Here is a 25,784-nt window from a genome sequence, read left to right as displayed (position 1 = left end):
GAACGATATGCAGCAGCTTCCGACCTTCCCCACCGTTTCCCCCGACGATGGCGTGGAGCGCACCGTGCTTTCCGAAGCGCCGGAACTGATGGTGGTATCCTTCCGCTTCAAGACCGGCGCCGAAGGCAGGCTGCACAGCCATCCGCATGTGCAATCCACCTACGTCGCCAGCGGCAGCTTCCGCTTTTACCGCGACGGAGAAGCCTACGACCTTCAGAAGGGCGATAGCCTCGTCATTCCCGGCCATATCGAGCACGGCTGCCTGTGTCTGGAAGAGGGCGAGCTGATCGACTGCTTTACCCCGCGCCGCGACGATTTCCTCTGATCCGGCGCTCAGTCCGCCGATAAATCCCGCAGGCTGCGCGGCAGGCTGTTCATGCATTCCGCGCCGGAGCAGGTGACGAGGAACTGGTCCTCGATCATCAGCGCGCCCAGCCCTTCGCCATAAAACGGCGCTTCGAGCGCCACGACCATGCCGGGAAGAATGATTTCCGGATTGTCATGGGAAAAGAACGGCCATTCCTCGATGCCCACGCCACCGCCGACGGAATGGCCGAAATGGCCGCGATAATATTCGCTGAAACCTTGCCTGCGCATCGAGGCCAGCATGGCGGCGTGCACAGCACCGAATGTATTGCCCGGACGAATCACTTCGAGCCCGCTGGCAAAGGCCGCTTCCAGGGCGCTGAAAACATCGGCGGCCAGAGGCGAGACCGGCCCCCACGAAAAACTCCGCGCGCCATCCGATGAATAACCGTCGACCAGCGTGCCGACATCGGCCTTGATGAGCGCACCCGGCGTAACAACCGCCGCCATATCCGACAAAGCGGGTCCGACGGATATGTAATCCCAATGGCCGCTCAGCGAAAACCCGGATTTCGCGGCATGGGCCTGTGCGCCGGCCTTCCAGGCAGCGGAAAGCCCGCCGAGCGCCGCGCCGGGTCTCACGGCAGCAGTCATCGCGACCAGCCCAGCCTCAGCCGCCGCTGCCGCGCGCCTCAGAAGCTCGATCTCACGCTCGGATTTCACGGCGCGCAGACGGCGCAGCACGGCCGATCCGTCAACCCAATCGACATCGGGCAGCGCCTGACGCAGCGCCAGAAAATCGGCGGCGGGCATGAATTCGAGGTCTGCGCCAATGCGCGCCGCCGACAGCCCGCGCTCCCGCAGCAGGTCAGCCAGCAGGCCGAAACAGGCAGCGCGGTCGAATGTTTCCGGCCTAGGGCCACCGGAATTGTTGCGGCGATAGGCATCGTCCACCTGCGCGATGGTTTCGGCGCCCGACAGATCGACCAAATCGATCCAGATGCGATGGCAGCGCAGATCGACATCCGGCGCGGCCCTTCTGACAAGCGGGGCGGCATGATCGCTGACGATGGCCGCAAGCCGCGCATCGGCATCGGCCGGCACCAGCGCAATTGCCGAACCCGCCCTGCCCCACATGGTCGCGACACCGGCATGGGCGCCGACTGCATAACGGAAGGCTTCGGGCTGGAAAAGCACCAGCGCCTCAATATCCGCTTCCCGCATCAGTTGCTGGGCACGGCTTCGGTCGATATCGCTCATGGGAACCCCGGTATATCATTTGCCTGCAATGCCAGGCCGCACGGTTTATGAGCCTACGCTTTAGCAGTCACCAGGGAAGGAATGAAGGTGGAAGATGACATCTCCATCTCGAAGATCACCAGTTGGAACGAGTGGTTACCGCTTGTTTCTTCTCCCCGCCGGGGAGAAGTCCGCGGCAGCGGGATGATGGGGCAAGGGTAGAGATATGCGGAGAGCTAGCCCCCTCATCCGACCCTTCGGGCCACCTTCTCCCCCTCGGGGAGAAGAAACGGGCGGCGACGTCTTGCCCAATGTCATTGAGACGGCGGATAAATCCGCCGTCTCATTGTCTTTCACGCCTCCAGCCACTTCACCTGCTCGGCCGTCAGTTTGATATCCAGCGCTGAAAGACTGTCTTCCAGCTCCGCAATCGTGCGCGGCCCGATCAGCGGAATGACCGGGAAAGGCTGGGCGATGACATAAGCGAGCGCGATATGAATAGGGTGCCGCCCAAGTTTTTGGGCAAGCTCGATTGCCCGGTCGCGACGGACGAAGTTGCGGTCGGAATACCAGACGCGGACGATTTCCTCATCGTCATGCTTGTCGCGCCCTGCCCTGTCCGTGAAAAATCCGCGCCCCTGGCTGGACCAAGCGAAATTGGGAATCTGGCGCGATTGCAGCCATGCCTTCCACTCATCGTCTGATGCAGCAACGCAGCCCGCCCAGATGGGATCGAGCATTTCCGCCAGCGAGAAATTGTTGGAGAGCGCGGCCGGAGCCTGCTTGCCATTCTTCGCAGCATAGGCGGCCGCCTCATCCATGCGCTCGCGCGTCCAGTTGGAGCCGCCGAAAATGCCGCGAATGCGTCCGCGCCGGACTTCGGCATCCATGGCATCGACGAACTCGCCGACCGGAACCTCCAGATTATCGCGATGCATGAAATAGGCATCGACATAATCCGTCTTCAGCCGCGCGAGCGACTGATCGAGCTGCTTTGCGATCATGTCAGGATAGCAGAGCGGCGAATGTGCACCCTTGCCGATCAGTACGATCTCTTCACGCGGCACGTTGCGGCTGGTGTGCCAGTCGCCGAAAATCGCCTCTGTCCTTCCTGCGCCATAAACATAGGCCGTATCGAAGAGATTGCCGCCCGCCTCGTAGAAGGCATCCAGCGTCAGGGACGCGGAAGCGAAATTGGGGAAGAATTCGAAACCGAGCGCGACCACGGAAGCGGGTTTGGCAAGGCCCGGAATCTGCCGCTTCGGCACTGCGTTTCCGGCCACGACCTTGCCGCCGGCAATATTGGCAACGCGCGACGTTGCTTTTTCAATGCTGTATTCGAGCCCGACGGAAGCCCGCCATTGGTCCATGACACGCAGATTACCGAGGCTGTCCGCCCAGGCCATGCCGGGTGCATCGAATTCCTTTTTTCCCTGCCGGATCGCCTCGCCGGCCGCGTCGACCTCGAAGGAATAAAGCCAGCGATCCTCCGGCAACTCGATGGTTTCCACCTTGTCGCCCCTGATGATATCGATCCGCCCGGTGCCGCCCTTGTGGCCGGCGGCGAACCAGAAATCCTTGACCTCGATACGGCCCTCCGAGCCGATGATGCGCAGCACATTGTCCTGCGCCGCCATGATCGAGCACGAGACTTCCGCGACGATGCCGTTTGCGAATTTCAGCACCGCCGAGGCCCATTCATCGACGCCCGACTGGCCGAGATGGGCGGCGCCCGCCACTTTTTCCGGTTCGGCAAAAGGTTTTCCATCCACGGCGCCGGCGATCATCCGCACCATGGAAACCGGATAACCGCCGACATCGAGAATGCCGCCGCCCGCCGTTTCATTGGCGAACAGCCGGTGATCGGCCCGGAACGAGCCCATGTTGAAACCGAAGCTGGAGCGGATGATGCGGACATCGCCCACCGCCCGGGCTTTCACCAGTTCCAGCAATTTCGACGTCTGCGGGTGCAGGCGATACATATAGGCTTCGCCCGCGAAGACACCGGCCTTTTTCGCCTCGTGGAAAATGGCGTCGGCATCATAGGCGGAAAGCGCGATGGGCTTTTCCACCAGCACGTTTTTACCCGCCCGGATTGCCTTGATCGCCCATTCGGCATGGCCGGTATGGGGTGTGGCGATATAGACGGCGTCGATATCGGGATCGGCAAGCAGCGCGTCGTAACCCTTGATAATGCGCGCACCGGAAAAAGCTTCGGCAAGGCCCGGCTTGTCCGGGTTGCGGGTGGCGATGGCCTCTAACCTGCCGGTGCGGGAATGGGCGATACCGTCAGCAAAAGTTCTGGCGATGGTGCCCGGGCCGATGATGCCCCAGCGGATCGGTTGTACGGTCGTCATGAAATCCTCGTCTTTCATATCAGTCTTGGGTGCTTGGGAAAGGGTTCAGCGCAGGCGTTCACCCTTGCTATCGAAAAGGAAAGCCCGGCGGGCGGAAAGGCCGACCGTCAGCCGGTCGCGATTGCCGACATCGCGCGATTCCGGCCGTTCGATGATCAGCTGCTCGCCGCCTTCGGTTCGGGCATAGACATAGCTGGTATTGCCAAGATGTTCGGCGACATCGACATGCACGGTGAGATCGGCATCGCCCCCGCCCGCATCGGCAAAATGCTCCGGCCGGATGCCAAGCGAGACCTTGGCCCCCTCGTTGACGCCTTCCTTTATCGGCAACGTCAGCCGCACCGCAGGATCGCTGTCGAGAGCGAGCGTGACGCTGTCGGCGCCGCTACCGATGATGGTGGCGTCGAGGAAATTCATCTTCGGCGACCCAACGAAACCGGCAACGAAGCGGTTGGCGGGATCATCGTAGAGATCGAGCGGCGCGCCGACCTGCTCGATATTGCCCGCCCGCAGCACCACGATCTTGTCGGCCAGCGTCATCGCCTCGGTCTGGTCATGCGTCACATAAATCATCGTGGTGCCGAGCTGCTTGTGCAGCCGCGAGATTTCCACGCGCATCTGAACCCGCAATTCGGCATCGAGGTTGGACAATGGCTCATCGAACAGGAAGACCTGCGGTTCGCGCACGATGGCGCGGCCGATGGCGACGCGCTGGCGCTGGCCGCCGGAAAGCTGCTTCGGCCGGCGCTGCATCAACTCGTTGATCTGCAGGATTTCGGCGGCGCGGTTGACCCGCTTTTGCGTATCGGCCTTCGGGTTGCCGTTCATCCGGAGGCCGAAGGAGAGGTTTTCGGCAACCGTCATATGCGGATAAAGCGCATAGGACTGGAACACCATGGCAATGCCGCGATCGGCCGGGTCGGCATCACTCACCGTCCTGCCGCCGATCACGATATCCCCACCGGAAATATCCTCCAGCCCGGCGATCATGCGGAGAAGCGTGGATTTGCCGCATCCGGAGGGGCCGACGAAAACGACAAATTCCCCGTCCTTTACCTCCAGATTTGCGCCATGGATCACTTCCAGCGCGCCATAACGCTTGACCACGTTGTTGAGCGAAAGTTCCGCCATGCGGCCCCCTTACTTGACTGCCCCGGCGGAAATGCCGGCGATGAAGTGACGCTGCAACGCCACGAAAACCACGAGAATGGGTGCGGTGAGCAGCACCGCGCCGGCCATGATGCCGCCCCATGACACTTTGGTGAGCCCGATGAGGGTGCCAAGCGCCACGGGTGCGGTCATCATTCCTGGGCGGGAATTGATGAGAAGCGGCCAGAGGTAATTGTTCCACGAGGCCAGAAACAGGATGATGGAGAGCGCCGCCATGGTGGGCCGGGCGAGCGGCAAAGCGATGCGCAGGAAGATCTGCCATTCCTTCACGCCTTCCACCCGTGCCGCGTCGAAAAGTTCCGTCGGCATCATCGAGAAGGATTGCCGCATGAACAGCACGCCGAGCGAGTTGAACAGCGGCGGCACGATCAGCGCCACCCAGGTGTTGGCAAGCTTGAATTCCCGCGCCACCATGATGAATTGCGGAATGACGACGACGGCAAACGGCAAAGTGATGGTGCCGAGAATGATGGCGATTACCACCCCGCGTCCGGCAAAACGGTAACGCGCCAGCGCCCAGCCGGCCATCGATGTCAGGAACACAGAAAGCACGGTGTAAATGACGGCGACGGTGATCGAGATGAACATGGCCCTGAGGAAATTGGTGTCCGCCTGCAGATTGTTGAAATTCTCGACGAAATTGGTGGATGGCACCAGCACGATATCCGGGCTGAAAATGCCGTAATCCGGCATGGTCGAGAACACGAACATCATCCACAGCGGAAACAGCCAGATGATGGCAAGCGGCGTCAGCGCCGCATGCAGCGCGATCTTCTGCCAGAAAAGCGATCTCGATTTCGATCTCATTTCGGCTCCCTCCCGACCCAGAGATTAAGCAGCGAAATGGCGATGGCGAGCGCCGCCATGGTGTAGGCAATGGCCGAGGCATAACCGAAATTGAGCGAGGTAAAGCCCTGGCGGTAAAGGAACAGCCCCAGCGTCTCTGTGCCCCCGCCCGGCCCGCCCCTGTTGGTGATGAGGAAGGGTTCGGCAAACAGCTGCATGGTGCCGATGACCGACAGGACGACGCAGAACAGGATGATGGGTTTAAGCAACGGCAGGGTGATATAAAAGAACTGCTGGCGCTTGCTCACCTTGTCCAGCGTCGCCGCTTCATAGACATCGCCGGGGATGGATTGCAGGCCGGCGAGAATGATGATGGCGTTATAACCCGCCCAGCGCCAGGTGACGGCGATGATGACGAGCGCCATGGCCGCATTGGCATTGTCGAACCACGAGATGGGCGAAAGGCCGACGGAGGTGATGAGCTTGTTGATGATGCCGAAATCGGCGCTGAACATCAGCCGGAACACCGCCGCATAGGCCACCTCGCCAACGACGACAGGCGCAAAAAAGGCAAAACGATAAAGCGGCCGCGCCTTTAGGAGCGGCGAATTCAACAGCACCGCCATGACGGTGGCGAGCGCGATCATCACGGGCACCTGAATGACCAGAATGATCAGCGTGTTATAAAGCGCATTATAAAAGGCCGGATCGGAAACGAGCCGCCCCCAGTTCATGGAGGGCGCAAACCGCCACGGATTGATGCGGGTATTCTGGAACGACAGCATGAACGAGCTGATGATCGGCCAGACCCAGAAGGTGGCGAAAATCAGGAGATAGGGCGCAAGGAACGCATAAGCGATCCTGTTCCTAGACGGCATGGTGACCTCCAGATGCCGGACGATGGGCCGGATAAATGGAAAAGCTTCAGAAAGGCCTGCCCTGTTTTTCAGGGAAAACGCCATTGCAAAACGCTGCGGCATATTTCTTCTCCCCGAGGGGGAGAAGGTGGCCCGAAGGGCCGGATGAGGGGGCTGGCTCTCGGTATATCTTTACCCTCGCCCCCTCATCCCGCTGCCGCGGACTTCTCCCCCTCGGGGAGAAGAAACTTATGGCACCCGCTCGGTCCTAACCGCCGGCTTACTCCGCCACCGGCAGGCCTGTCGCCGTTTCGATCTGCTTGGCGGCATCGTCGAGCGCCGCTTTCGCGTCGGGATAACCGCCCGCGAAATATTTCGTCTGCGTCGCCTTGTAGATCGCATCCGCATCCGACTGGAACGCCGTGCCGCGGCTCGGCACGATCTTCGGCAGGGTGGCGAGAATATCGGTCCAAACCGCCTGTCCGCCCCAATAGGGCTGCTTTTCCTTGACGAAAGGATCGTCGATGGCGGACAGCAGCGAAGGAACGAGGCCGAAGGATTTCAGCATCGTCACCTGTCCTTCATTGGTGGTGAGCGCGTAATCGATATATTTCCACGCGGCCTCCTTGTGTTCCGAGGTGGAGCTGATCGCCAGCGACGAACCGCCGAGGTTGGCGGCGTGAGGGCCATCCGGCGTCAGGCTCGGCATCAGATAGACGCCCCATTTGCCGGAAAGATCAGGAGAGCCGGAACGAACCGTGCCTTCATACCAGGCGCCATACATCTGGCTGGCGGCCTTGCCGGCGGTATTGGCCTGGATTTTCTCATCCCAGATCGCCGCCGTGATGATGCCGGCGTCTTTCATTTCCTTGACCTTTTCAAGGGTCGCGACACAGGCGGGCTGGTTGATGGTGATGTTCTGGCCATCGGTCGAAAAGTAACCGCATCCCTGCTCATTGGCGATCATGCGAAACCATTCGCTATCGCCATTGAAATCGGCCTGCGCCATAACGGTGCCGGGATTGGCGGCCATGACCTTCTTGCCGGCGGCGATGAAATCATCCCAGCTTTTAATGGTGGCCGGATCGACGCCTGCCTTCTCATAGAAGTCGCGGCGATAAAATACCGCCACCGGACCGGAATCCCACGGAACCGCATAGGCGACACCGTCAACCTCCAGTTCCGTGCGCTTGAAATCAGGGAAAAGCGCCTGTTTCTCAGGCGTATAGCCAAGCTCGGTCAGATTGGCGAAACAATCGGGAAAACGACTCCAGAACAGTTCCGCTTCGAAATTTTCAATGGTGACGATATCAGGAAGACCATCACCCCCGGCTGCGCAGGCAGCCAGCGTCTTGTCAAAAACCTGATTGTTTCCAAGGTCTTCAACGACGATCTTGATATCCGGATTCTGCTTGTTGAAGCCCTCTACCGTGGATTTCAGCGCGGAAGCCGCGACATTCCAGCTCCAGATGGTGACGGTCTCGGTTTGCGCGAAAGCCGGGGCTGCGAGAAGCAGCATGGCCGTAGACGCGCCAAGAAATTTCAAGCACATTGAAAACCTCCCTTTTTCAATTGCCGTTCTTCAGCGAACATGGGCACATTACCGGCGGCAGGAAATCTGTCTCGTAAAAAGGGAACATCGATTTGGCGGAAAGTAAGATTGCCGAGAGAGCCTTCTACCAGCCGGGTGCGAGCAGCATCGAAGGCATGCCGACAACGCTTCAGCTTTTTCACAATCATCCGCCCATCATGCTCAGGCCCCACTGGCACGCGCAGGTGGAAGTGAATTACGTCATGTCGGGATCGGTGCATTACCGCATGGGCGACCACGACCTGACGCTCAACGCCGGCCAGATGTGCATTTTCTGGGGCGGCCAGCCGCATCAGATGGACCATTCCTCCGACGATTCCTTTTATGCCGGCGCGCACCTGCCGCTCGTGCATTTCTTCCGCATGCGCCTGCCGGCCGCCGTCTCCAGCCAGTTGATGGGCGGTGCGACGATGGTGAGTGCCGAGACGGACAGGGCGGATGCAGAAAATTTCGGCCGCTGGTTCCGCTACGTCACCTCGGGCGATCCGGCAAAAGCCCAGCACGCGGTGGAGGAACTGCTGCTTCGGGTAGAGCGGATGTTTCTGGAGCCTTACTCCGTCATATCCTCGGCGCTCGATGGAAAACGCAGACAGGATGAGGAGGGCATGGCGCCCTCCATCGGTGTGGTGCGCATGTGCGACTTCATCGCCGCCAATTTTCTCGACGATATCGACGCGACGGAAATCGCCCGTGCCGCATCGCTGCATCCGAAATATGCGATGAACCTGTTCCGCAAATCCACCGGGATGACGCTGATCAAATATCTGACCCTGCTCCGGCTCTCCCGCGCGCAGGCGATGCTGATGACCGGCAAGGACAATATCCTGCAAATCGCCATGGAAAGCGGCTTCGGCTCGGTCAGCGCCTTTAACAAGGCGTTTCGCCAGATCGCAGGCATGTCGCCTTCCGATTTCCGCCGCGACATGCGGGCGACGGCGGCTTAGTCTTCATTATCGGCGAAAGCGGCGCTGCGCTGCCGCGCCGCCTGCCGATAGGCCCTTGGTGAACTGCCCAGCATTCGCCGGAACATGGTGGTGAAAGCCGGGATGTTTTCATAACCGGCATCCAGCGCCACATTCGTCACCGCCTCGCCGGCTGCCAGCCTCGGCAGGGAGGCGAAGATACAGGCCTGCTGGCGCCAGGTGACGAAACTCAACCCCAATTCCTTGCGGAACAGCCGCGTAAACGAGCGCCGGCTGATGCCCATGGCCGCCGCCCAGTCATCGATCTCCACCCGCGCCACCGGCTTTTTCAGGAAATCGCGGCACAGCGCCGCCAGCCGCTCGTTATCGGGAAAAGGCAATCCGAGCGGTCGGTCCGGCAGACGGTTGATCTCGTCCAGCAACAGCGCCCGCACCAGACCACGCCGATGAAAAGCGGGCGGCTCATGCTCTTCGCCCAGCAGTTCCGCAATCAGGCTGGAGGCGAGATCGGTGATTTCCACCACCCGCGGCACTTCCGCCTGAAACAGGTCGGGATGCACATAGATCGATTGCATTTCCACCGTCGATATGGTTTCCGACTCGTGTTCCAGGCCGGCGGGAATAATTAGCCCATGGCCGGGCGGTATCATCCAGCGACCATCTGCGGTGCTGACCAGAACCACGCCCCGGCGGGCATGCCAGATCTGCGCCCGCAGATGGCTGTGGACCGGTGCGCGATGTCCCTTGGCATAGGTGCGGGAAATCGCCAGCACCGGCTCGTTGGTGCCATCGATCAAATTCAGCATGTAGTTGTGGTCTTCGGCAGAAAAGGAGCCGAAGATCATGGAATTGTTTTTTGCCATTTGGCCCACTCACAAAGAAAATCGTCCAGAGCAAAGATGCAGGCCAGAAACAATATGAATAAAAGCGGGAAGAAATAAAGACATGTTTCCCGCCTTCCGCCGGGAACCGGAGAGGACTTCATCATGGCCACTGTCACCAGCGCCAGCACCAGCACCGGGTTCAACCCGCAACGCACGGCGTTTTCAATCATCGCAGCCGCCAGCTTCTGCCACATGCTGAACGACATCATGCAATCGCTGCTGACGTCGCTCTACCCGCTGCTGAAAGCCAATTACGCGCTCGATTTCATGCAGATCGGCCTGCTTACCTTCGCCTTTCAGGTCACCGCCTCGCTGCTGCAGCCGGTTGTCGGCATGGTGACGGATCGCTGGCCGATGCCGTTTTCCCTGCCTGTCGCCATGCTGTCCACCTGCGCCGGCCTTATCACGCTTGCTTTTGCCCATAGTTTCGAGGTTCTGGTGATCGGCGCCTGCCTCATCGGCATCGGTTCGGCGATCTTCCATCCGGAAGCTTCCCGCGTTGCACGTCTCGCATCCGGCGGCCGCCACGGTCTGGCACAGTCCTTCTTCCAGGTGGGCGGCAATACCGGCACCGCCATCGGCCCGCTGCTCGCCGCCTTCATCGTCATCCCGCTCGGTCAGACGAGCCTCAGCTGGTTCTCGCTGATCGCGCTCGTCGGTTTTGGCGTGCTTTCCTGGGTTGGCGTCTGGTACACCCGCCACCGCCGCGCAACCGTTGGCAAGGCGCCGGCCAGCCGCACGCTTCCCCTTGCCCGTGGCACGGTGATCATGACGCTTCTGGTGCTGGTGGTTCTGACCGCCACCAAGAATGCCTATCTCGCCAGCCTGTCCAGCTACTTCACCTTCTACACCATCGACAAGTTCGGTCTTGGTGTTCAGGACGCGCAGGTTCTGCTGTTCCTCTTCCTCGGCGCTTCGGCGCTCGGCGTGTTCTTCGGCGGCCCGATCGGCGACCGTTTCGGCTCCCGCGTCGTCATCTGGTTCTCGATCCTCGGCGTCATTCCCTTCGCGCTGCTGCTGCCCTATGCGAACCTCTTCTGGACGGCCATTCTCGTCGTCGTCATCGGCTTCGTGTTCTCCTCCGCTTTCTCGGCCATCGTCGTGTTCGCGCAGGAACTGGTGCCGGGCCGCGTCGGTCTCATCGCCGGCATGTTCTTCGGTTTCGCCTTCGGTTTCGGCGGCATCGGGGCGGCGGTTCTGGGTGTTTATGCGGATAATGAAGGCATCGAATTCGTTTACCGCATCTGCTCCTACATGCCGCTGCTCGGCCTGCTCACGGTGTTCCTGCCCAAACTGCCGAGCCACCGTTAAAAGCCTCGCGTTCAACGCTTTTCAACACGGCGGTCACCTGTGATACTCAGGTGACCGCCGTATTCCGTTGAGCAAAGCCCTCCCCATGCAAATCCCGATAAAATCGATCCTCGTTTTCCACGCCGCGGCAAGGGCGGGCAGTATTTCACGGGCGGCGGAGGAACTGAGTGTCACACCTTCGGCCGTTTCCCAGCAGATCCAGTTGCTGGAAGGCCAGCTCGGCACGACGCTGATGGCGCGGGCGGGTCGCAAGGTGACGCTGACCGAGGCGGGCGAGCGGTATTTCTCGATGATCACCGCCCAGATCGAGCAGATCTCCGACGCCACCGACAGTATTCGCGGCTTCCGCTCTGTCACCACGCTGACGATCCGGGCGACGCCGACCATATCCAACAAATGGCTGCTGCCGCGTCTCGGCTCGTTTCTGGAGGAGCATCCTGAACTGGAAGTGCGCCTTGACGGCACCAACGAGCCGACAGATTTTTCGCAGGAACTTGTCGATATAGAGCTGCGCCATGGCGACGGCCGCTGGCCGGGCCTCTTCGTGGAAGGGCTGGTGGAGGAGGAATTCTTGCCGGTCTGTTCGCCGAATTATAAGGGTGCGGGTAATTTTCTGCCTGAGGAATTGCAGAACCAGCGGCTGATCCATTCGGTGAAGGCGCAGGCGCAATGGAACCACTGGTTCCCTCTGGCCGGCGTGACAGCCGAAAAGCGCTGGCGGCGGGTGCTGTTCGACCGCAGCCACATGGCCATCGATGCCGCCGTTCTCGGCATTGGCGTGGCGCTGGAAAGCACATTGATGATGGAGCGGGAGCTTCAGGACAAAATGCTGGTGCCGGCCGTGACGGACGCGCCGCGCATCAAGCTCGTCACCCAATGGATCGTCTGCCCGCATTCCCATCTGCGGCAGAGAAAAGTCATGCTGTTTCTGGAGTGGATGCGAAAACAACGCGACGAGTGGCAAACCCGTCGCGTTGTCTGAGGTTTCAGGCAATCCGGTTTTCGCGTCAATAAAGCCCCATCAGCCGAATTGGCCCGAGCGTCAGCACCGGAAAAAGCACCAGCGCGAAGATGGCGAGCGTCAACACCGTCATCGGCGCCAGCGAACCGCGAATGACATCCTCGATCTTCATGTTGGCCACCTGTGCCGCCGCAAACAGGCAGACCCCCACCGGCGGCGTCACGAGCCCGAGTGTCAGCGTCATGACAGTCACGATCAGGAAATGGATCGGATCGATGCCCAGCGCCTCCACCGGCGGCATCAGCACGGGGATGAGGATAAACATCGCCGGGATCGCTTCCATGAAGATGCCGATGATGAGCAGGAAGACGAAGATGACGAGCATGCCTGTCATCGGGCCGAGGTTCATGGCCTTCAGGAGATCGGCAACCTGCTCCGGCAGGCCATCGAAGGTGAAGACCCAGGCGGCGAGCTGCGAGGTGGCAGCGATGAACAGGATGGTGCCGGAAATGCGCGCCGTCGAGATCAATATTTCCGGCAGTTCGCGTACCGGCAGGGTGCGGTAAACGATGACGCCGAGCACCGCTACATAAACCACCGCGATGGCTGCGGCTTCCGTCGGCGTGAACAGGCCGCTGGCAATACCGATGATCAGGATCAGCGGTGTCAGCATCGGCAGGATTGCGCGAAGACCCGTGACGACCACCAGACGGAAATTGAACGGTGTCGGCGGATTGTAGCCGTAATGCACCGAATAGAAGTGGTTGAAGACCAGAAAGGCGAAGGCGATGAAGAGGCCGGGCACCAGACCGGCGATCAGCAGCGTGCCGATCGACACGTTGGCGATGGAACCGGCAATCACGATCAGGATCGACGGCGGAATGATCGAGGAGAGTGTGGAGGTGCAGAGCGTCATGCCGACGGCATAACCCTTCGGAAAGCCGTGCCGCTCCATGGCCTTGATCTCGATGGCGCCGACCGAGGCGATATCGGCGACGGACGAGCCGGAGACGCCGGAAAAAATCACCGAGGAGATGACGTTGACGTGGCCAAGCCCGCCGGGAAGCCAGCCGACCATGGCCTCGGCGAAATCGAAGATACGCTCCGCCACACGTCCCCGTTCCATGACGGTGCCGACGAGGATGAACAGCGGCACGGCGACGAGGAGGAAGGAGTTCATCGACGAGAACATCGTCTGCGACAGCAGGTCCATGGGCATGGAGGTGAAGAGCCACAGCGTGCCGACACTGGCGAGCGCCAGCGCAATGGCGAGCGGCACGCCAAGCATGCTGAGACCGAAAAAAGCGACGAGAAGAAAGACCGACATGGCTCAATGTCCTGCTGAAATGGAGATATCGGCATGGGCGATCTCATCCGCCGGCAGACCAAGCTCGGGAAGCGCGATGAGCTCCCGGCGGCTGCGCAGCGATTCGATGATGGCCAGCACGGCGATGACGGCGGAGACGGGCAAGACAATGCCGATGGTCCACATGGGGATCGGCAGGGTGGCGGCGGTCTCGTTCATCATGATCTGCTGGCGCACCATGGTCAGGCCCGTCCAGCCCATCATGCCGAAGAAGAACACCGAGGAACCGACATAGATCGGCACCGCCAGCCGCCGGAAGAAGCGGTGAAACAGCACCAGGAACACCACCACACGGGCGCTTTCAACGGTGCGGAAGCCGGCGGCAAGGCCGAGGAACACCATCCAGATGAAGAGGAAACGCGTCGCCTCCTCGGTCCAGGGAAGCGGGCTGCCGGCAAGGCGGCCGATGACCTGAAGAAGAACGACGATGAGAATGCCGGCACAGGCTGCCCCTGCGGCCACATCGGCGATGACTTTAACGATGGTGCCGAGCACCGAAGGTTTCGTATCGTTCATGACAATACCCTTCCACTGCTGAAACCGGATATCCGGTAAAACGAATGCCACCCTGCCTCTGCGGCAAAGCAACCCTTGCTGACGTTGGGGAAGGCCGGACCGAGATCCGGCCTTCCCTGCGCGAAAACGTCAGTTCGTCTTGAGGAAAGCCTGCGTCTTGTCGAAGAACGCCTGATCTTTCACCAGCGCGGAGAACTTTGCCGAAAGACCGGCCGCCACCGCCACGAAAGCCTTGCGTTCGTCGTCCGTCAGCGTGTTCACCTCCATGCCGTTCTTCTTCAGCGTTTCGAGCGACTTGTCGATATCGGCAGCGTCGTTCTGCGCTTTCCAAAGCTCGGTTTCAGTCGCCGCTTCCTTCAGCGCCGTCTTGAAGCCCTCGTCAAGACCTTCGAAGCGGGCCGGGTTCATACCCAACACCCAGGCGTCAGCAATGTGGTTGCTGATCGTCAGATATTTCTGCACCTCGTAAAGCTTGGCGCTGACAGGCACGTTGACCGGATTTTCCTGTCCATCGACGACTTTGAGCTGGAGCGCATTGTAAACCTCAGCAAAAGCCATCGGTGTCGGGGCAGCCCCCATGGCGCCGAAGAACTCGACCCAGAGCGGATTGTTCGGCACCCTCAGCTTCATGCCCTTGAGATCGGCCGGCGACTTGATCGGCGCCTTCGAATTGGTGATCTGGCGCAGCGGCCGCGACCATAGATCGAGCCCGAGAATGCCGATCTTGCTGAGATCGGTGGAAAGCTCCTTGCCGAGATCGCTGTCGAGATAGACCCTGAGCTGGTCGATATCGCGGAACTGGTAAGGAATGGCGATGGCCGTGAACTTCGGATTGAAGGTCGCGTAAAGCGAGGTCGAGTTCAACAGCATGTCCAGCGAACCGCCGGCCAGCTGCTTGACGCCCGCCGAAGGATCGCCGCCATAAAGCGTGCCGTTCGGAAACACCTTGATCTTGAGCTTGCCATCGGTCTTTTTCGAAACGATCTCGGCAAACTTGTTGGCGGCAAGCGTGATTTCGGACGTATCCGCATCGGGCGTCGAAAGCGTCAGCGTTTCGGCCTGCGCGATGGATGCGACCAGCATGGTGGCGGCCAGAGCCAGCCCGTAAAGTTTTGAAATTTTCATGTGTTCCTCCCTTTGTTGTCTCTCAAACAGTTTCGAGCGTTCCTCCGAACGCATTCATGCGCTTAATCTCAAGGATCACACCGCTGTGATCAAGCTCGCCCGCGCCATGCTCGACCATGGAGCGGAACAGCCGGTCAACCTCCTCGCCGACCGGTAGTCTGAGGCCCCGGCTTCTGGCGAAGGCCAGCGCCGTGGACGTATCCTTCACCTGATATTTCGCCGGCCCGCCGGGACGGAAATCGCCTTCCACCATGCGTTTTCCGTGCTGGCGGAAGACGGTGGAATCGGCGAAGCCGCCAAGCAGCGCGTGGCGCACCTGCGCCGGGTCCGCTCCCCCCTCTTCCACGAGGGTCAGAGCCTCGGCGACGGCGCAGATTGTCGAGGCGACGATCAGCTGGTTGGCGAGCTTGGCCAGAGAACCGCAGCCCACCGGACCGACATGGGTGACGCGCCCCAGACAACCGAGGAGCGGCCGCAGCGCATCCACATCCTGCTGTTCGCCGCCGGCCATGATGGCGAGCGTTCCTTCGATCGCTCCCTTTTCACCGCCGGATACAGGCGCATCGACATATCTAACCCCGCATGCCCTGGCTGCCTCCGCCTGTTCCATTGCGGTCTCGACGGGAATGGAACTCATGACCAGCAGCACCGCGCCGGGCTTCATGGCTGAAACGACGCCCGATGGGCCGAGCAGAACCTCGTTGCAGACCGGCCCGGAACTCAGCATGCAGAGCACGGCATCCGCTTCAGACACAGCCTCGGCAGCCGTTGCCGCCGCCAGCACGCCCTTCTCCGCCAGAACCGCAGCTTTTTCAGCGCTGCGGTTCCAGGCTTTGACGGAAAACCCGGCCTCCGCCAGACGCCCCGCCATGGGGGCACCCATGATACCCGTTCCGATAACGGCGATCCGGCGGATGTCTGCCATCGTTCCCATCCTTCAAAGCCATTGCCGGTTCAGGAAACGCACCGGCAGTTCTTCTTCGATAAGGGCGGGAAAGGTCTCGCGAAACCGGTCGAGATGCGGTGTTTTGAGATGATCGTCGAAAGCCTGCCGGCTGTCATAGACCTCGTAAAACACCACATTGTTCCCCGTTTCCGGCCGCACCACGTCGAATTGCCGGCAACCCGGTTCATCCTGAACCGAATGCTGGGCGTCCTCGCGCGCAGCGTCGAGAAAGGCATCCATAGCGTCAGGCTTCACCCGAAATTCCGCGATCACCACGAAAGCTCCCTTCGACATGTTCCGTTCTCCGTCCATTACGCAGCTGCGTCTTTTTGCGGACGGAAGCGGTTTTCCATGTCCTGACGCAACTTCACCACATCGAGGTCGTTCACCAGTTCCACATCGTCGAAGCTGACAATCTGGTCCTTTTTGATGGCGCGCTTCAGCTTGACATTATGGGCAAGGCCAATCGGCAGCGCCTTCATATCGAGGCTGCGGGTGGCCGGAATGGCGTTCGCCCAGACCGCGTATCCGCCCTCGCCGTCCAGCATCTCGCCTGGCTGCATATCCTTCTTCGCCGTGGCGACGGCATCGCCGCGGAACTCCTTGGAGCAACCGGTCGCTTCGTTGCGCAGCACGGCGGAAAGCACGCTGATCGAGGTTTCCAGCCCGATAATGTGGAACGGACGCCACATGGAGGCGTACCAGCCGGACGGATCGGTCAGCAGGCCATATTGCTTGAAGCAGGCGCGGGCATATTCATTGTGGGCCTTGAAGGTGACGAAAACACCATAGCGGATGTTGTTGAACACCTCGCGTCCGTCCGGCTCCTGGCTCGCAGCAATATCGACCAGACCGGAGCGCGACATACGGCCGCCATCGGCAGCGGGGCGGAAGACGCGGGCGAGATCGTGCAGGCCGGCGGGCGGAAAAGCCAGACCGTCATCCGGGCAATCCAGTCCCGTGCCGTTGGCGACGGCCGCCATCTCGATGGCCGCCTTGGTGCCGTCGGTGAAGGAATTGTACATTTTTGGATTGAAGTCGCCCTTGGCCACTTCCTCGTCCGTCCAGCCGAAATAACCCCAGACCGTGTCCGGCGTCGAATAACGGTAACGCGGCTCGAAATTCATGCCCTTGCCGGCAGAAACGACCTCGAAACCGGTGGCGCGCGCCCAGTCAACCAGCTCGCAGATCAGCGCCGGCTGATCGCCGTAAGCCATGGAATAGATCAGGCCCTTGGCCCGCGCCTTTTCAGCAAGGATCGGCCCGACCATGACATCGGCTTCGACATTGACCATGACGACATGCTTGTTGTGATCGATGGCGCCAAGCGCGTGGCGCGCGCCGGCCAGCGGATGGCCGGTCGCCTCGATCACGCATTCGATCTCGCCGCAGGCGAAAAGCTCGTTCACATCGTCGGTCACATAGGTCTTGCCGCTCTTCAGCGCCTCGGCGCAGCTCTTCGCATCGTAACGCTCCTTCGGCCAGCCAACGCGATCCAGCGATTCCTTCGCCTTGCCGACATTGAGGTCTGCGACGGCGACCATGTGGAAACCGGCGATGCGCTGCGCCTGCGCCAGCACCATGGAGCCGAACTTGCCCGCGCCGATGAGACCAACCCGAACAGGCTTGCCGCCGGCTGCACGCGCTGACAGAAGAGAATAGAGATTCATGTTTTGACATCCTTCGCTGGGGAAATTGCTGGCGAGAATGTCCGGTCAGCCCGGCGAAGGCCATGCGACACCGAGGCTGCGAAGGCTTATTCCTCGCGGCACGGACGGCATGACGATCTAACGTTCCTCCCGGATACCGGCACGCCTTTGCGCCGGCTCTCGCGGTCGCCTCCCAAAGCAACCTTGAAAACAGAGTAGGAGCGTTCAAATATTAGTTCTATTTAGAAAATCAGATTCTTTGTTTAGCTTATCTAACAAATCATCAGGCCGATTTGCGCAGCATCAGATCGGCGCTGAGGAGAATGCGCTCGCGCATCCGCGTCGTGTCATCCGCCTCCTCGTCCAGCTTCTGCAACAGAAGCTCGATCGACAGCCTGCCGATCTCGTTATAGTTCTGCGCTACCGTGGTAATCGGCGGGCACGCATAACGCGACAGCGGATGATCGTCATGGCCGGCGACCCTGAGGTCATAATCCGCACCATGGCCGACCCTGAGGCCCTTCTGGAAGGCGGCGGCGATGACACCGAAGGCGATACGGTCGTTGGCGCACAGAATGGTGCGCGATGGCAGAGAACCCGCCCCTTCCAGCAGCCGGCCCGCCTCATCGAAGGCGAAACGCTCGAAATCCCAGGTGACAATATCCGGAACGTTGATCACCTGCGGCTCGAAACCAAGGCGCCGCATGGCCTCCTCATAGGCGGTGCGACGCGTGGCGGCATTGGTATTGACCTGCGGCATGTCGAAGAAACAGGGCGGCTCGCCCGAGCGGCAGAGATAATCCACCATCAGCCCGACACTCTGGCGGTTGTCGGTGCCAACAAAGGCCGAGGTCTCGTCGAGCGGCGAATCGACATAAACGATCGGAATGCTGGCGGCGAGTTGCTCCAGCGTGGCGCGGTGGGATTTGACGCCCAGCGGCGCGATGATCGCGCCGGCGACATTCATCGACTTGAAAGTGCGGATGGCGCGGTCTTCGATTTCCGCCTTGCCATCCGAGGACAGCACGAAGGCAAGGAAGCCCGCCTCGTTGGCGATGAGTTCGATACGGCTCGTCAGCGCCATATAGAACGGATCGGTGGAATTCGGGATGATGATGCCGATGATATTGGAGCGGCGGCGGTTGAGATTGACGGCGAAAATATTGGGCCTGAAGCCCGATTTCTTCAGCGCATCCTCGATGGCGTCCCGGGTCTTCTTGCGGACCGAGGCCGGATCATTGAAGTATTTCGAAACAGTCGGGCGCGAAAGGCCGACGAATTCCGAAAACTCTTCCATCGTCCTGATAGATTTGGCCAAAGTGCTTGCCCCCATGAAATATTACATGTGGTACTTTATATCGACCGGCCTTCGCACGAAAAGCCGGTCGACTGCGGTTATCAACCACCAAACGATCATTCGGCTGCAAATTGCACTTTCATGGTGGCCGGATCGGATGGTTTCTTCGTAAAGAACGGCAGCATCTCCGAAAGCGGCAGCCGATGCGAGACAAGCCGCGCCATGACATCGCCATCCGTTTCCAGAATGGCGAGCGCCTGCGGTATGTTGCGGTTCAGCGAATGCGAACCGACGAGCTTGAGCTGACGCCTGAAGATTTCGAAGGGTGCGACCGAAATGCGGGCATCCGGCGCGCAGACGCCGAAGAACAGTGCCGTGCCGCCATCGGCAACCAACGGGATCATCGCTTCCGCTACGGGGGCGATACCCGTCGCATCGGCCACGACATCGAAAGACTTCTGTTGCCGCAGCAGCGCTTCCGAACCGGAAACCGCCACCTTAAGCCCGAGCCCTTCGGCAAAAGCCAGCCTGCTTTCGTTGATATCGGCAATCGTCACCGTCTCGACGCCGCGCGCTTTCAGCGACAGGGCAAGCAGCAGGCCGATGGGACCGGCTCCGAAAACCAGCGCATTTTCAGCCACCGTTCCGTTCTCGCCGATACCCGCGCTCTGCATGCCGTTGACGACGCAGGCAAGCGGTTCGGCCAATGCCGCGACATGATAGGGCATGGAACCAATGCCGTGCAGGTGGTCGGCGTGTACGACGCTAAATTCCGCGAAACCACCATTATGGGAAACGCCATAGGCTTTCAGCGTGCTGCACAGATTGGTCAGCCCCTTCCTGCAACTCGGGCAGGTGCCGCACGGTAGATTGGGGTCGACCACCACCCGGTCGCCGGACTTTATGCCCGTCACATCGGCGGCCACGGCCGCAACTTCACCGGCATATTCATGCCCCGGAATGACCGGAAAGGCGCCGTCGCCGTAACGCGCGTGAAGCACATCGATATCGGTGTGGCAAAGCCCCGAAGCCTTGACGCGCACGAGCGCGTGGCCAGGCGGCAGATCGGCAACGGGAACTTCCGCGAGAACGGCCTGTCCCTTCTCGATGAATTGAATGGCATGCATGGTCATCTCCGGCTTTTCAGCTCATCCAGTTGCCGCCGTCGACATTATATGTCTGGGCGAGAATATAGTCGCTGTCGGAAGAGGCGAGGAAAACCGCGAGACCCTTGATGTCATCGGGCGTCGCAAAACGGCCGATCGGCACGGATTTCGCCACCGCCGCCTTCTTCTCACCCGGCTTCAGGCCTTCCCATTTGGCAAATTCCGCATCGACCACTTCCCAGTGCTCGCCATCCACCACGCCCGGTGCAATGGCGTTGACATTGATGCCGTGCTTGACGAGCGCGAGCGCCGCCGACTGCGTGGCGGAAATGATCGCCGCCTTGGAAGCGCAATAAAGCGTGACGAGCGCTTCGCCGCGTCGTCCGGCCTGGCTCGCCATATTGATGATCTTGCCGCCGCGCGCCCGCTCGATCATCACATTCGAGACCGCCTTCATCATGAACAGCGGTCCCTTGAGATTGATGTCGAAGACCCGCTCATAACTCCGTTCGGTAATGCCGTTGATCGGCGCCATGTCGAAGATCGCGGCATTGTTGACGAGAATGTCGATGCCGCCGAATTCCTGATCTACCGCCTTCACCACGGCGTCGATCTCGGAAAGATCGGTCACATCCAGCTTCACGGCCTTGGCGGCAGGGCCGATGGCCGCGGCGGAAGCCGTCGCGCGGGCAATATCGATATCGGCGATAATCACCTTCGCGCCTTCATCGGCAAAAGCCCGCGCAAAACCAAGGCCGATGCCGCGGGCGGCGCCGGTAATCAGCGCGACCTTGTTGTTCAATCTCATGTCGATCTCCATGATGCATGGCGGGTAATCTGGCCATGCTCTTTTGTTGTTCGATGCTTTTCCTCACTCCCCTCATTCCTGCTTGTTGCAGGAATGCAGCCGACGCGGCTCTCACGCGGCAAGAGAGTTCTTCCAAACCAAGGACTTGGGCTGGCTAGATTCCTGTGACAAGCACAGGAATGAGGAGACGGGTGTGGCAGCCCCACCCATGCCGCCCGCCACCAGAAGGCGAACGGGCGGCACGCCGGGAGGACGCGGCTACTTGATGTAGCCCGCGCGGGTCATGTCACGTTCGACCTGTTTCTGCGCGCCTTCGAGCGCCGCATCGACGGTCTGCTGGCCGGAAAGGGCTGCCGCGATCTGCTGGCCGACAACCGTACCGATGGACTGGAATTCCGGTATGGCGACGAACTGCACGCCGGTATAGGGCACCGGATCCTTGGTCGGCTTGGACGGGTCGGCAGACATGATCGCCTTCAGCACCGTATCCGCAAAGGGCGCCGCCTTCTTGTATTCCGGCAGCTCGTAGGTGGATTTGCGCGTGCCCGGCGGCACGGCCACCCAGCCTTCGCTTTCACCGACCGTTTTCACATAGTTCTTCGAGGTCGCCCATTTCACGAAGGACTTGGCGGTTTCGAGCTTCTTCGTGCTGTTGGGGATTGCAAGGTTCCAGGACCACGACCAGCTCGAACCGTTCGGCGTTACCTCGACCGGAGCACGCGTAAACGCGGTCTTGTCGGCAACCTGGCTCTGCTTGGGGTCATAAACGCGGCCTGCTGCAGAGGTGGCGTCGATCCACATGGCGCAACGGCCGGAGGAAAACAGAGTCTGGTTCTCGTTGAAGCCATTGGCGGCCGCACCGGGCGGGCCGTAGGAGGTCATCAGCGCCACATAGTCAGAGATCGCCTTTTTCCACGGCTCGCTCGTCAGCTGCGGTTTCCAGTCCATGTCGAACCAGCGGCCGCCATAGGTGTTGATCATGGTGCCGAGGAAGGCCATGTTCTCACCCCAGCCCGGCTTGCCGCGCAGGCATATGCCATATTGCTGTTTCGACTTGTCGGTCAGCTTGGCAGCGAAATCCTTGATCTGGTCGTAGGTCGGATTATCCGGCATCTTCAGGCCGGCTGCATCGAACAGATCCTTGCGGTAAAGCGTGAACGAGCTTTCGGTGTAGAACGGCACCGCGTAAAGCTTGCCGTCGACAGTCAGGCCCTTTTTGATCGGATCGAGCAGATCGGCGTAATCGTAATCGTCGCCGAGATCGTCGACCGACGCCAGCCAGCCCTGCTTGCCCCAGATCGGCGCTTCGTAACCGCCAATGGTCATGATGTCGAACTGGCCGCCATTGGTGGCGATATCGGTGGTGACGCGTTCGCGCAGAACATTCTCTTCCAGCACGATCCAGTTGATCTTGTTGCCCGTCTCCTTCTCCCAGGCGCTGGAAAGCTTCTGCATGATGATCATGTCGCCGTTATTGACGGTGGCGATGTTGATTTCCTCCGCCTGCGCCAGACCGGCGAAAAGGCCGATGCCAACGACGGACGATGACAGAATTCCAATTAATTTGCTCATGAGACCCGCTCCTCCTTTACGGATGTCCACGCATAACAATACATGCGTAAATTTTTTATCTCGCAAAATCCGCTCTCTTGTCAACGTCCGAAAATAAATCGGAGCATGGAGACATCTTCGCCCGCATCATTAACTCACTGTTTTAAAGTGGATAATATCATAAAAAATTATTTCCAAAGGCGTTCCTCTTGCTGCGATGCAACAAAATTTTCGTCATCTCATATATTGACGCGCGTAAATTTTTGAATGATATCCGAAAACCAGAAGCCCTCGGGACGGCGGGATTACCTCCGCCAAAAGGACGGGAGCCGAATGCATATGGAGGAGACGATGAGGCAGACATCCGCACTGGCGCCGCACACGAATGGCCCGACCATCACGGCCGGCGAAATCCTCGTGGAGATCATGGCGACGACGGTGGGAAGCGGCTTTCTCGAGCCACAAACGCTGATCGGCCCCTTCCCGAGCGGCGCGCCGGCCATCTTCATCGATCAGGTGGCGCGCTGCGGCGGAGCCGCCGGCATCATTGCGGCGGTGGGTGACGACGATTTCGGCCGTCTCAATGTCGAGAGGCTGCGCGGCGACGGCGTCGACGTCTCAGCCATCGCCACCATCCCCGACCGGCCGACGGGCAGCGCCTTCGTGCGTTACCGGGAAAACGGCGCAAGGGACTTCGTTTTCAACATCGCCCATTCGGCGGCCAGCGAAACGCATATGACGGCTGAAGCGCAGGCTCTCATCGAAAAAGCCGGCCATGTGCATGTCATGGGATCGGCCTTCGCGATTGCCGGCATTGGCGAAATCATTCTCGAAGCCATCAGACGCGTCAAGGCGCGCGGCGGCTCGGTCTCCTTCGATCCCAACATCCGCAAGGAACTGGCGCAGGGCGATGCCGGCCGCAGACTGATCGACGATCTGCTTGGTGTTACCGATCTTCTCCTGCCCTCCGGTGAGGAGCTTCACGCGGCCTCCGGGCTGAATGACGAGGAGGCGGCGATTGAAAAGCTGCTTGCCTCCGGTATCGGCGAAATCGTGCTGAAGCGCGGCGCGGATGGCGCAAGCCATTTCAGCCGCGCCCATGGGCGCATCGACGTCCCCGGCTTGCGGGTCCGCGAAATCGACCCGACCGGTGCCGGCGACTGTTTCGGTGCGACCTATCTCACCTGCCGCCGCCTCGGCATGCATCCGCAAAAGGCGCTCACCTATGCCAATGCCGCCGGCGCGCACAATGTCACCCGCCGCGGCCCGATGGAAGGCGCCACAAGCCTTTCCGAACTCGACGCCTTTCTGGCCGCGCAACTGTCGGAGGAAATCCTGTGACCCGTATTCTCGAAAATCTCGCCGCCGCGCGCCGCTCCGGCAAGCCCGCCGGCATCACCTCCGTCTGCTCCGCCCATCCCGTGGTTCTGCGCGCCGCAATCCGCCGTGCCGCCGCCGGCAAGACACCGGTGCTGATCGAGGCGACCTGCAATCAGGTCAATCATCTCGGCGGTTATACCGGCATGACGCCACGGGACTTCGTCAGCTTCGTCAACAGCATTGCCGAGGAAGAAGGGTTGCCCCGCGAACTGGTGATTTTTGGCGGAGATCATCTCGGCCCCAATCCCTGGCGCAGGGAAACGGCCGAGGAAGCGCTGACAAAAGCCGCCGCCATGGTCGAGGCCTATGTGACGGCGGGTTTTCGCAAGATCCATCTCGATGCCTCGATGGGCTGCGCCGGTGAACCGGCGGCGCTGGACGACGACACGATAGCCAACCGCGCCGCCAAGCTTGCAACCGTCGCCGAAAAGGCGGCCGCGGCTGCCGGCCTGCCCAAACCGCTTTATATTCTCGGTACCGAAGTGCCGGTGCCTGGCGGTGCCGACCATGTGCTCGACACGGTCGCGCCGACGCAGCCGCAGGCGGCGCGCCAGACCATCGACCTTCATCGCGAAATATTTGCGCGACACGGCCTTTCCGATGCGTTCGAGCGGGTCATCGCCTTTGTCGTGCAGCCCGGCGTGGAATTCGGCAGCGACAATGTCGTCGCTTACGACCCGCAAGCGGCCACCGCCTTGAGCGCCGTGCTGGACGCCGAACCGCAACTGGTCTTCGAGGCCCATTCCACCGATTACCAGACGCAGGCCGCCCTCACGACACTGGTATGCGATGGATATCCCATCCTGAAAGTGGGCCCCGGCCTGACCTTCGCCTATCGCGAGGCGCTTTACGCTCTCGACATGATCGCCTCCGAGATGATCGGCGATTATGGCGACCGTCCTTTGGCGCGCACCATGGAGGAGCTGATGCTCTCCTCACCCGGCGACTGGCGCGGACATTACCATGGCGATGACATCACGCTGCGATTGCAGCGCCACTACAGCTACAGCGACCGCATCCGCTATTACTGGACGCGGCCGGAAGCGCTTGCGGCCGTTTCCGCCTTGCATAAGGCGCTGGATGGGAAGACAATTCCCGAACCCCTGTTGCGCCAGTATCTCGGCGAGTTGCCGCTCGCGGCAGTTGCAGGAAAGGATATGGAGGAGGTTCTGGTCGCAGCAGTGGATCAGGTGCTGGCGACCTACCATGCGGCGACGGGCGAAGGCCGCCACTAAGACAATCGTTAAATTGGGATGCCCTGGCGGGAGACGTTGCGGGTATCGGTCAGGGAGGGGAAACTCATGGCAACCCGAAACACGAGCGGATTAGCGCGGGTCATGCTTGCGCCATCGGTGCTGTTGTTGCTGGTGTGGATGATCGTGCCTCTGGCGATGACGCTCTGGTTCTCGTTCCAGAACTACAATCTCCTCAACCCGGCCAATGTCAGCTTCGCTGGTCTGTTCAATTACCAGTATTTCTATACCGATCCGGCCTTCTTCCAGTCGATCTGGAACACGCTGTTGATCGTCGGCGGCGTGCTGCTCATCACGGTGGTTGGCGGCATCGCCATTGCGCTTCTGCTCGACAATGACATTTTCGGCCAGGGCATCGTGCGCATCATGATCATCTCGCCCTTCTTCGTCATGCCGCCGGTG

At 60.5% G+C, this 25,784-nt stretch carries 24 protein-coding genes; 7 read left to right on the top strand and 17 right to left on the bottom strand.

The annotated features are described in order from the left end of the window. The first annotated feature begins 7 nt into the window (after positions 1-7). A complete protein-coding gene (locus PIB16_RS24165) occupies positions 8-325 on the top strand; it encodes a cupin domain-containing protein (RefSeq protein ID WP_003522691.1) in 318 nt (105 codons plus the stop codon). An 8-nt stretch (positions 326-333) separates the two neighbouring features. Here the strand turns inward: PIB16_RS24165 and PIB16_RS24160 are convergent, their stop codons facing one another. The 6 genes from PIB16_RS24160 to PIB16_RS24135 all read right to left on the bottom strand — a co-directional run bounded on the left by PIB16_RS24160 (position 334) and on the right by PIB16_RS24135 (position 8,267). Continuing rightward, on the bottom strand, positions 334-1,566 hold the full coding sequence (locus PIB16_RS24160) for a M24 family metallopeptidase (RefSeq protein WP_271046468.1): 1,233 nt from the start codon (positions 1,564-1,566) through the stop codon (positions 334-336). Between the two features lie 332 nt (positions 1,567-1,898). After that, positions 1,899-3,902: an aldo/keto reductase gene (locus PIB16_RS24155; protein WP_271046467.1), complete on the bottom strand. Its 2,004-nt coding sequence runs from the start codon at positions 3,900-3,902 to the stop codon at positions 1,899-1,901. A gap of 45 nt (positions 3,903-3,947) precedes the next feature. Next, a complete protein-coding gene (locus PIB16_RS24150) occupies positions 3,948-5,033 on the bottom strand; it encodes an ABC transporter ATP-binding protein (protein ID WP_065656174.1) in 1,086 nt (361 codons plus the stop codon). Positions 5,034-5,042: 9 nt separating this feature from the next. Next, a complete protein-coding gene (locus PIB16_RS24145; protein ID WP_046800394.1) occupies positions 5,043-5,879 on the bottom strand; it encodes a carbohydrate ABC transporter permease in 837 nt (278 codons plus the stop codon). Further along, positions 5,876-6,736: a carbohydrate ABC transporter permease gene (locus PIB16_RS24140; RefSeq protein ID WP_003523586.1), complete on the bottom strand. Its 861-nt coding sequence runs from the start codon at positions 6,734-6,736 to the stop codon at positions 5,876-5,878. Before PIB16_RS24140 ends, PIB16_RS24145 begins: the two co-directional genes overlap by 4 nt. 259 nt (positions 6,737-6,995) lie before the next feature. Beyond that, entirely contained in the window at positions 6,996-8,267 is a 1,272-nt protein-coding gene (locus tag PIB16_RS24135; RefSeq protein WP_271046466.1) for an ABC transporter substrate-binding protein, read from the bottom strand. A gap of 86 nt (positions 8,268-8,353) precedes the next feature. Here PIB16_RS24135 and PIB16_RS24130 point away from each other — a divergent pair, with 86 nt between their 5' ends. Next, positions 8,354-9,250: a helix-turn-helix domain-containing protein gene (locus PIB16_RS24130; RefSeq protein WP_174036732.1), complete on the top strand. Its 897-nt coding sequence runs from the start codon at positions 8,354-8,356 to the stop codon at positions 9,248-9,250. Here PIB16_RS24130 and PIB16_RS24125 read toward each other — a convergent pair. After that, complete coding sequence (locus tag PIB16_RS24125; protein WP_125146395.1) at positions 9,247-10,092, bottom strand: AraC family transcriptional regulator; 846 nt, start codon at positions 10,090-10,092, stop codon at positions 9,247-9,249. The genes PIB16_RS24130 and PIB16_RS24125 overlap by 4 nt on opposite strands. A gap of 123 nt (positions 10,093-10,215) precedes the next feature. Here PIB16_RS24125 and PIB16_RS24120 point away from each other — a divergent pair, with 123 nt between their 5' ends. After that, the gene (locus tag PIB16_RS24120) at positions 10,216-11,424 is read left to right on the top strand and encodes an MFS transporter (RefSeq protein WP_271046465.1); all 1,209 of its coding nucleotides are present in this window, start codon (positions 10,216-10,218) and stop codon (positions 11,422-11,424) included. Between the two features lie 85 nt (positions 11,425-11,509). Then, entirely contained in the window at positions 11,510-12,406 is an 897-nt protein-coding gene (locus tag PIB16_RS24115; RefSeq protein ID WP_271046464.1) for a LysR substrate-binding domain-containing protein, read from the top strand. A 25-nt stretch (positions 12,407-12,431) separates the two neighbouring features. On the opposite strand, the gene PIB16_RS24110 is transcribed toward PIB16_RS24115, so the two are convergent. The 10 genes from PIB16_RS24110 to PIB16_RS24065 all read right to left on the bottom strand — a co-directional run bounded on the left by PIB16_RS24110 (position 12,432) and on the right by PIB16_RS24065 (position 22,770). Beyond that, positions 12,432-13,712, bottom strand: coding sequence for a TRAP transporter large permease (locus PIB16_RS24110; protein WP_020812270.1), 1,281 nt, complete (start codon positions 13,710-13,712; stop codon positions 12,432-12,434). A 3-nt stretch (positions 13,713-13,715) separates the two neighbouring features. Further along, positions 13,716-14,267, bottom strand: coding sequence for a TRAP transporter small permease (locus tag PIB16_RS24105; protein WP_220318895.1), 552 nt, complete (start codon positions 14,265-14,267; stop codon positions 13,716-13,718). 129 nt (positions 14,268-14,396) lie between these two features. After that, positions 14,397-15,392: a DctP family TRAP transporter solute-binding subunit gene (locus tag PIB16_RS24100; protein ID WP_065656180.1), complete on the bottom strand. Its 996-nt coding sequence runs from the start codon at positions 15,390-15,392 to the stop codon at positions 14,397-14,399. Between the two features lie 22 nt (positions 15,393-15,414). Continuing rightward, positions 15,415-16,317 carry an NAD(P)-dependent oxidoreductase gene (locus tag PIB16_RS24095; protein ID WP_125146398.1) on the bottom strand — a complete coding sequence of 301 codons (903 nt, stop codon included), beginning with the start codon at positions 16,315-16,317 and terminating at the stop codon, positions 15,415-15,417. Between the two features lie 12 nt (positions 16,318-16,329). Next, a complete protein-coding gene (locus PIB16_RS24090; protein ID WP_271046463.1) occupies positions 16,330-16,632 on the bottom strand; it encodes a putative quinol monooxygenase in 303 nt (100 codons plus the stop codon). 17 nt (positions 16,633-16,649) lie between these two features. Beyond that, positions 16,650-18,008 carry an NAD(P)H-dependent oxidoreductase gene (locus PIB16_RS24085; RefSeq protein WP_271046462.1) on the bottom strand — a complete coding sequence of 453 codons (1,359 nt, stop codon included), beginning with the start codon at positions 18,006-18,008 and terminating at the stop codon, positions 16,650-16,652. 262 nt (positions 18,009-18,270) lie between these two features. Further along, positions 18,271-19,284 carry a LacI family DNA-binding transcriptional regulator gene (locus PIB16_RS24080; protein WP_065656182.1) on the bottom strand — a complete coding sequence of 338 codons (1,014 nt, stop codon included), beginning with the start codon at positions 19,282-19,284 and terminating at the stop codon, positions 18,271-18,273. A gap of 116 nt (positions 19,285-19,400) precedes the next feature. Next, the gene (locus PIB16_RS24075; protein ID WP_271046461.1) at positions 19,401-20,411 is read right to left on the bottom strand and encodes a D-altritol 5-dehydrogenase; all 1,011 of its coding nucleotides are present in this window, start codon (positions 20,409-20,411) and stop codon (positions 19,401-19,403) included. A 16-nt stretch (positions 20,412-20,427) separates the two neighbouring features. Then, positions 20,428-21,198 (bottom strand): galactitol 2-dehydrogenase, encoded by a 771-nt coding sequence (locus PIB16_RS24070; RefSeq protein ID WP_271046460.1) that lies wholly within the window; start codon positions 21,196-21,198, stop codon positions 20,428-20,430. A gap of 258 nt (positions 21,199-21,456) precedes the next feature. Beyond that, on the bottom strand, positions 21,457-22,770 hold the full coding sequence (locus PIB16_RS24065) for an ABC transporter substrate-binding protein (protein WP_271046459.1): 1,314 nt from the start codon (positions 22,768-22,770) through the stop codon (positions 21,457-21,459). Between the two features lie 312 nt (positions 22,771-23,082). Here PIB16_RS24065 and PIB16_RS24060 point away from each other — a divergent pair, with 312 nt between their 5' ends. The 3 genes from PIB16_RS24060 to PIB16_RS24050 all read left to right on the top strand — a co-directional run. Continuing rightward, positions 23,083-24,090, top strand: a complete 1,008-nt coding sequence (locus tag PIB16_RS24060) for a tagatose kinase (RefSeq protein WP_220318892.1) — start codon at positions 23,083-23,085, stop codon at positions 24,088-24,090. After that, positions 24,087-25,364, top strand: a complete 1,278-nt coding sequence (locus PIB16_RS24055; protein ID WP_220318891.1) for a D-tagatose-bisphosphate aldolase, class II, non-catalytic subunit — start codon at positions 24,087-24,089, stop codon at positions 25,362-25,364. The genes PIB16_RS24060 and PIB16_RS24055 overlap by 4 nt, the downstream gene beginning before the upstream one ends. Before the next feature lie 66 nt (positions 25,365-25,430). Beyond that, on the top strand, positions 25,431-25,784 hold a 354-nt coding region (locus tag PIB16_RS24050), incomplete at its 3' end, for a carbohydrate ABC transporter permease (RefSeq protein WP_271046458.1).

The organism is Agrobacterium sp. ST15.13.015 (genome assembly GCF_027871645.1).
GTDB classification, from domain to species: domain Bacteria; phylum Pseudomonadota; class Alphaproteobacteria; order Rhizobiales; family Rhizobiaceae; genus Agrobacterium; species Agrobacterium leguminum.
This window is presented reverse-complemented; position numbering and strand designations above follow the sequence as displayed.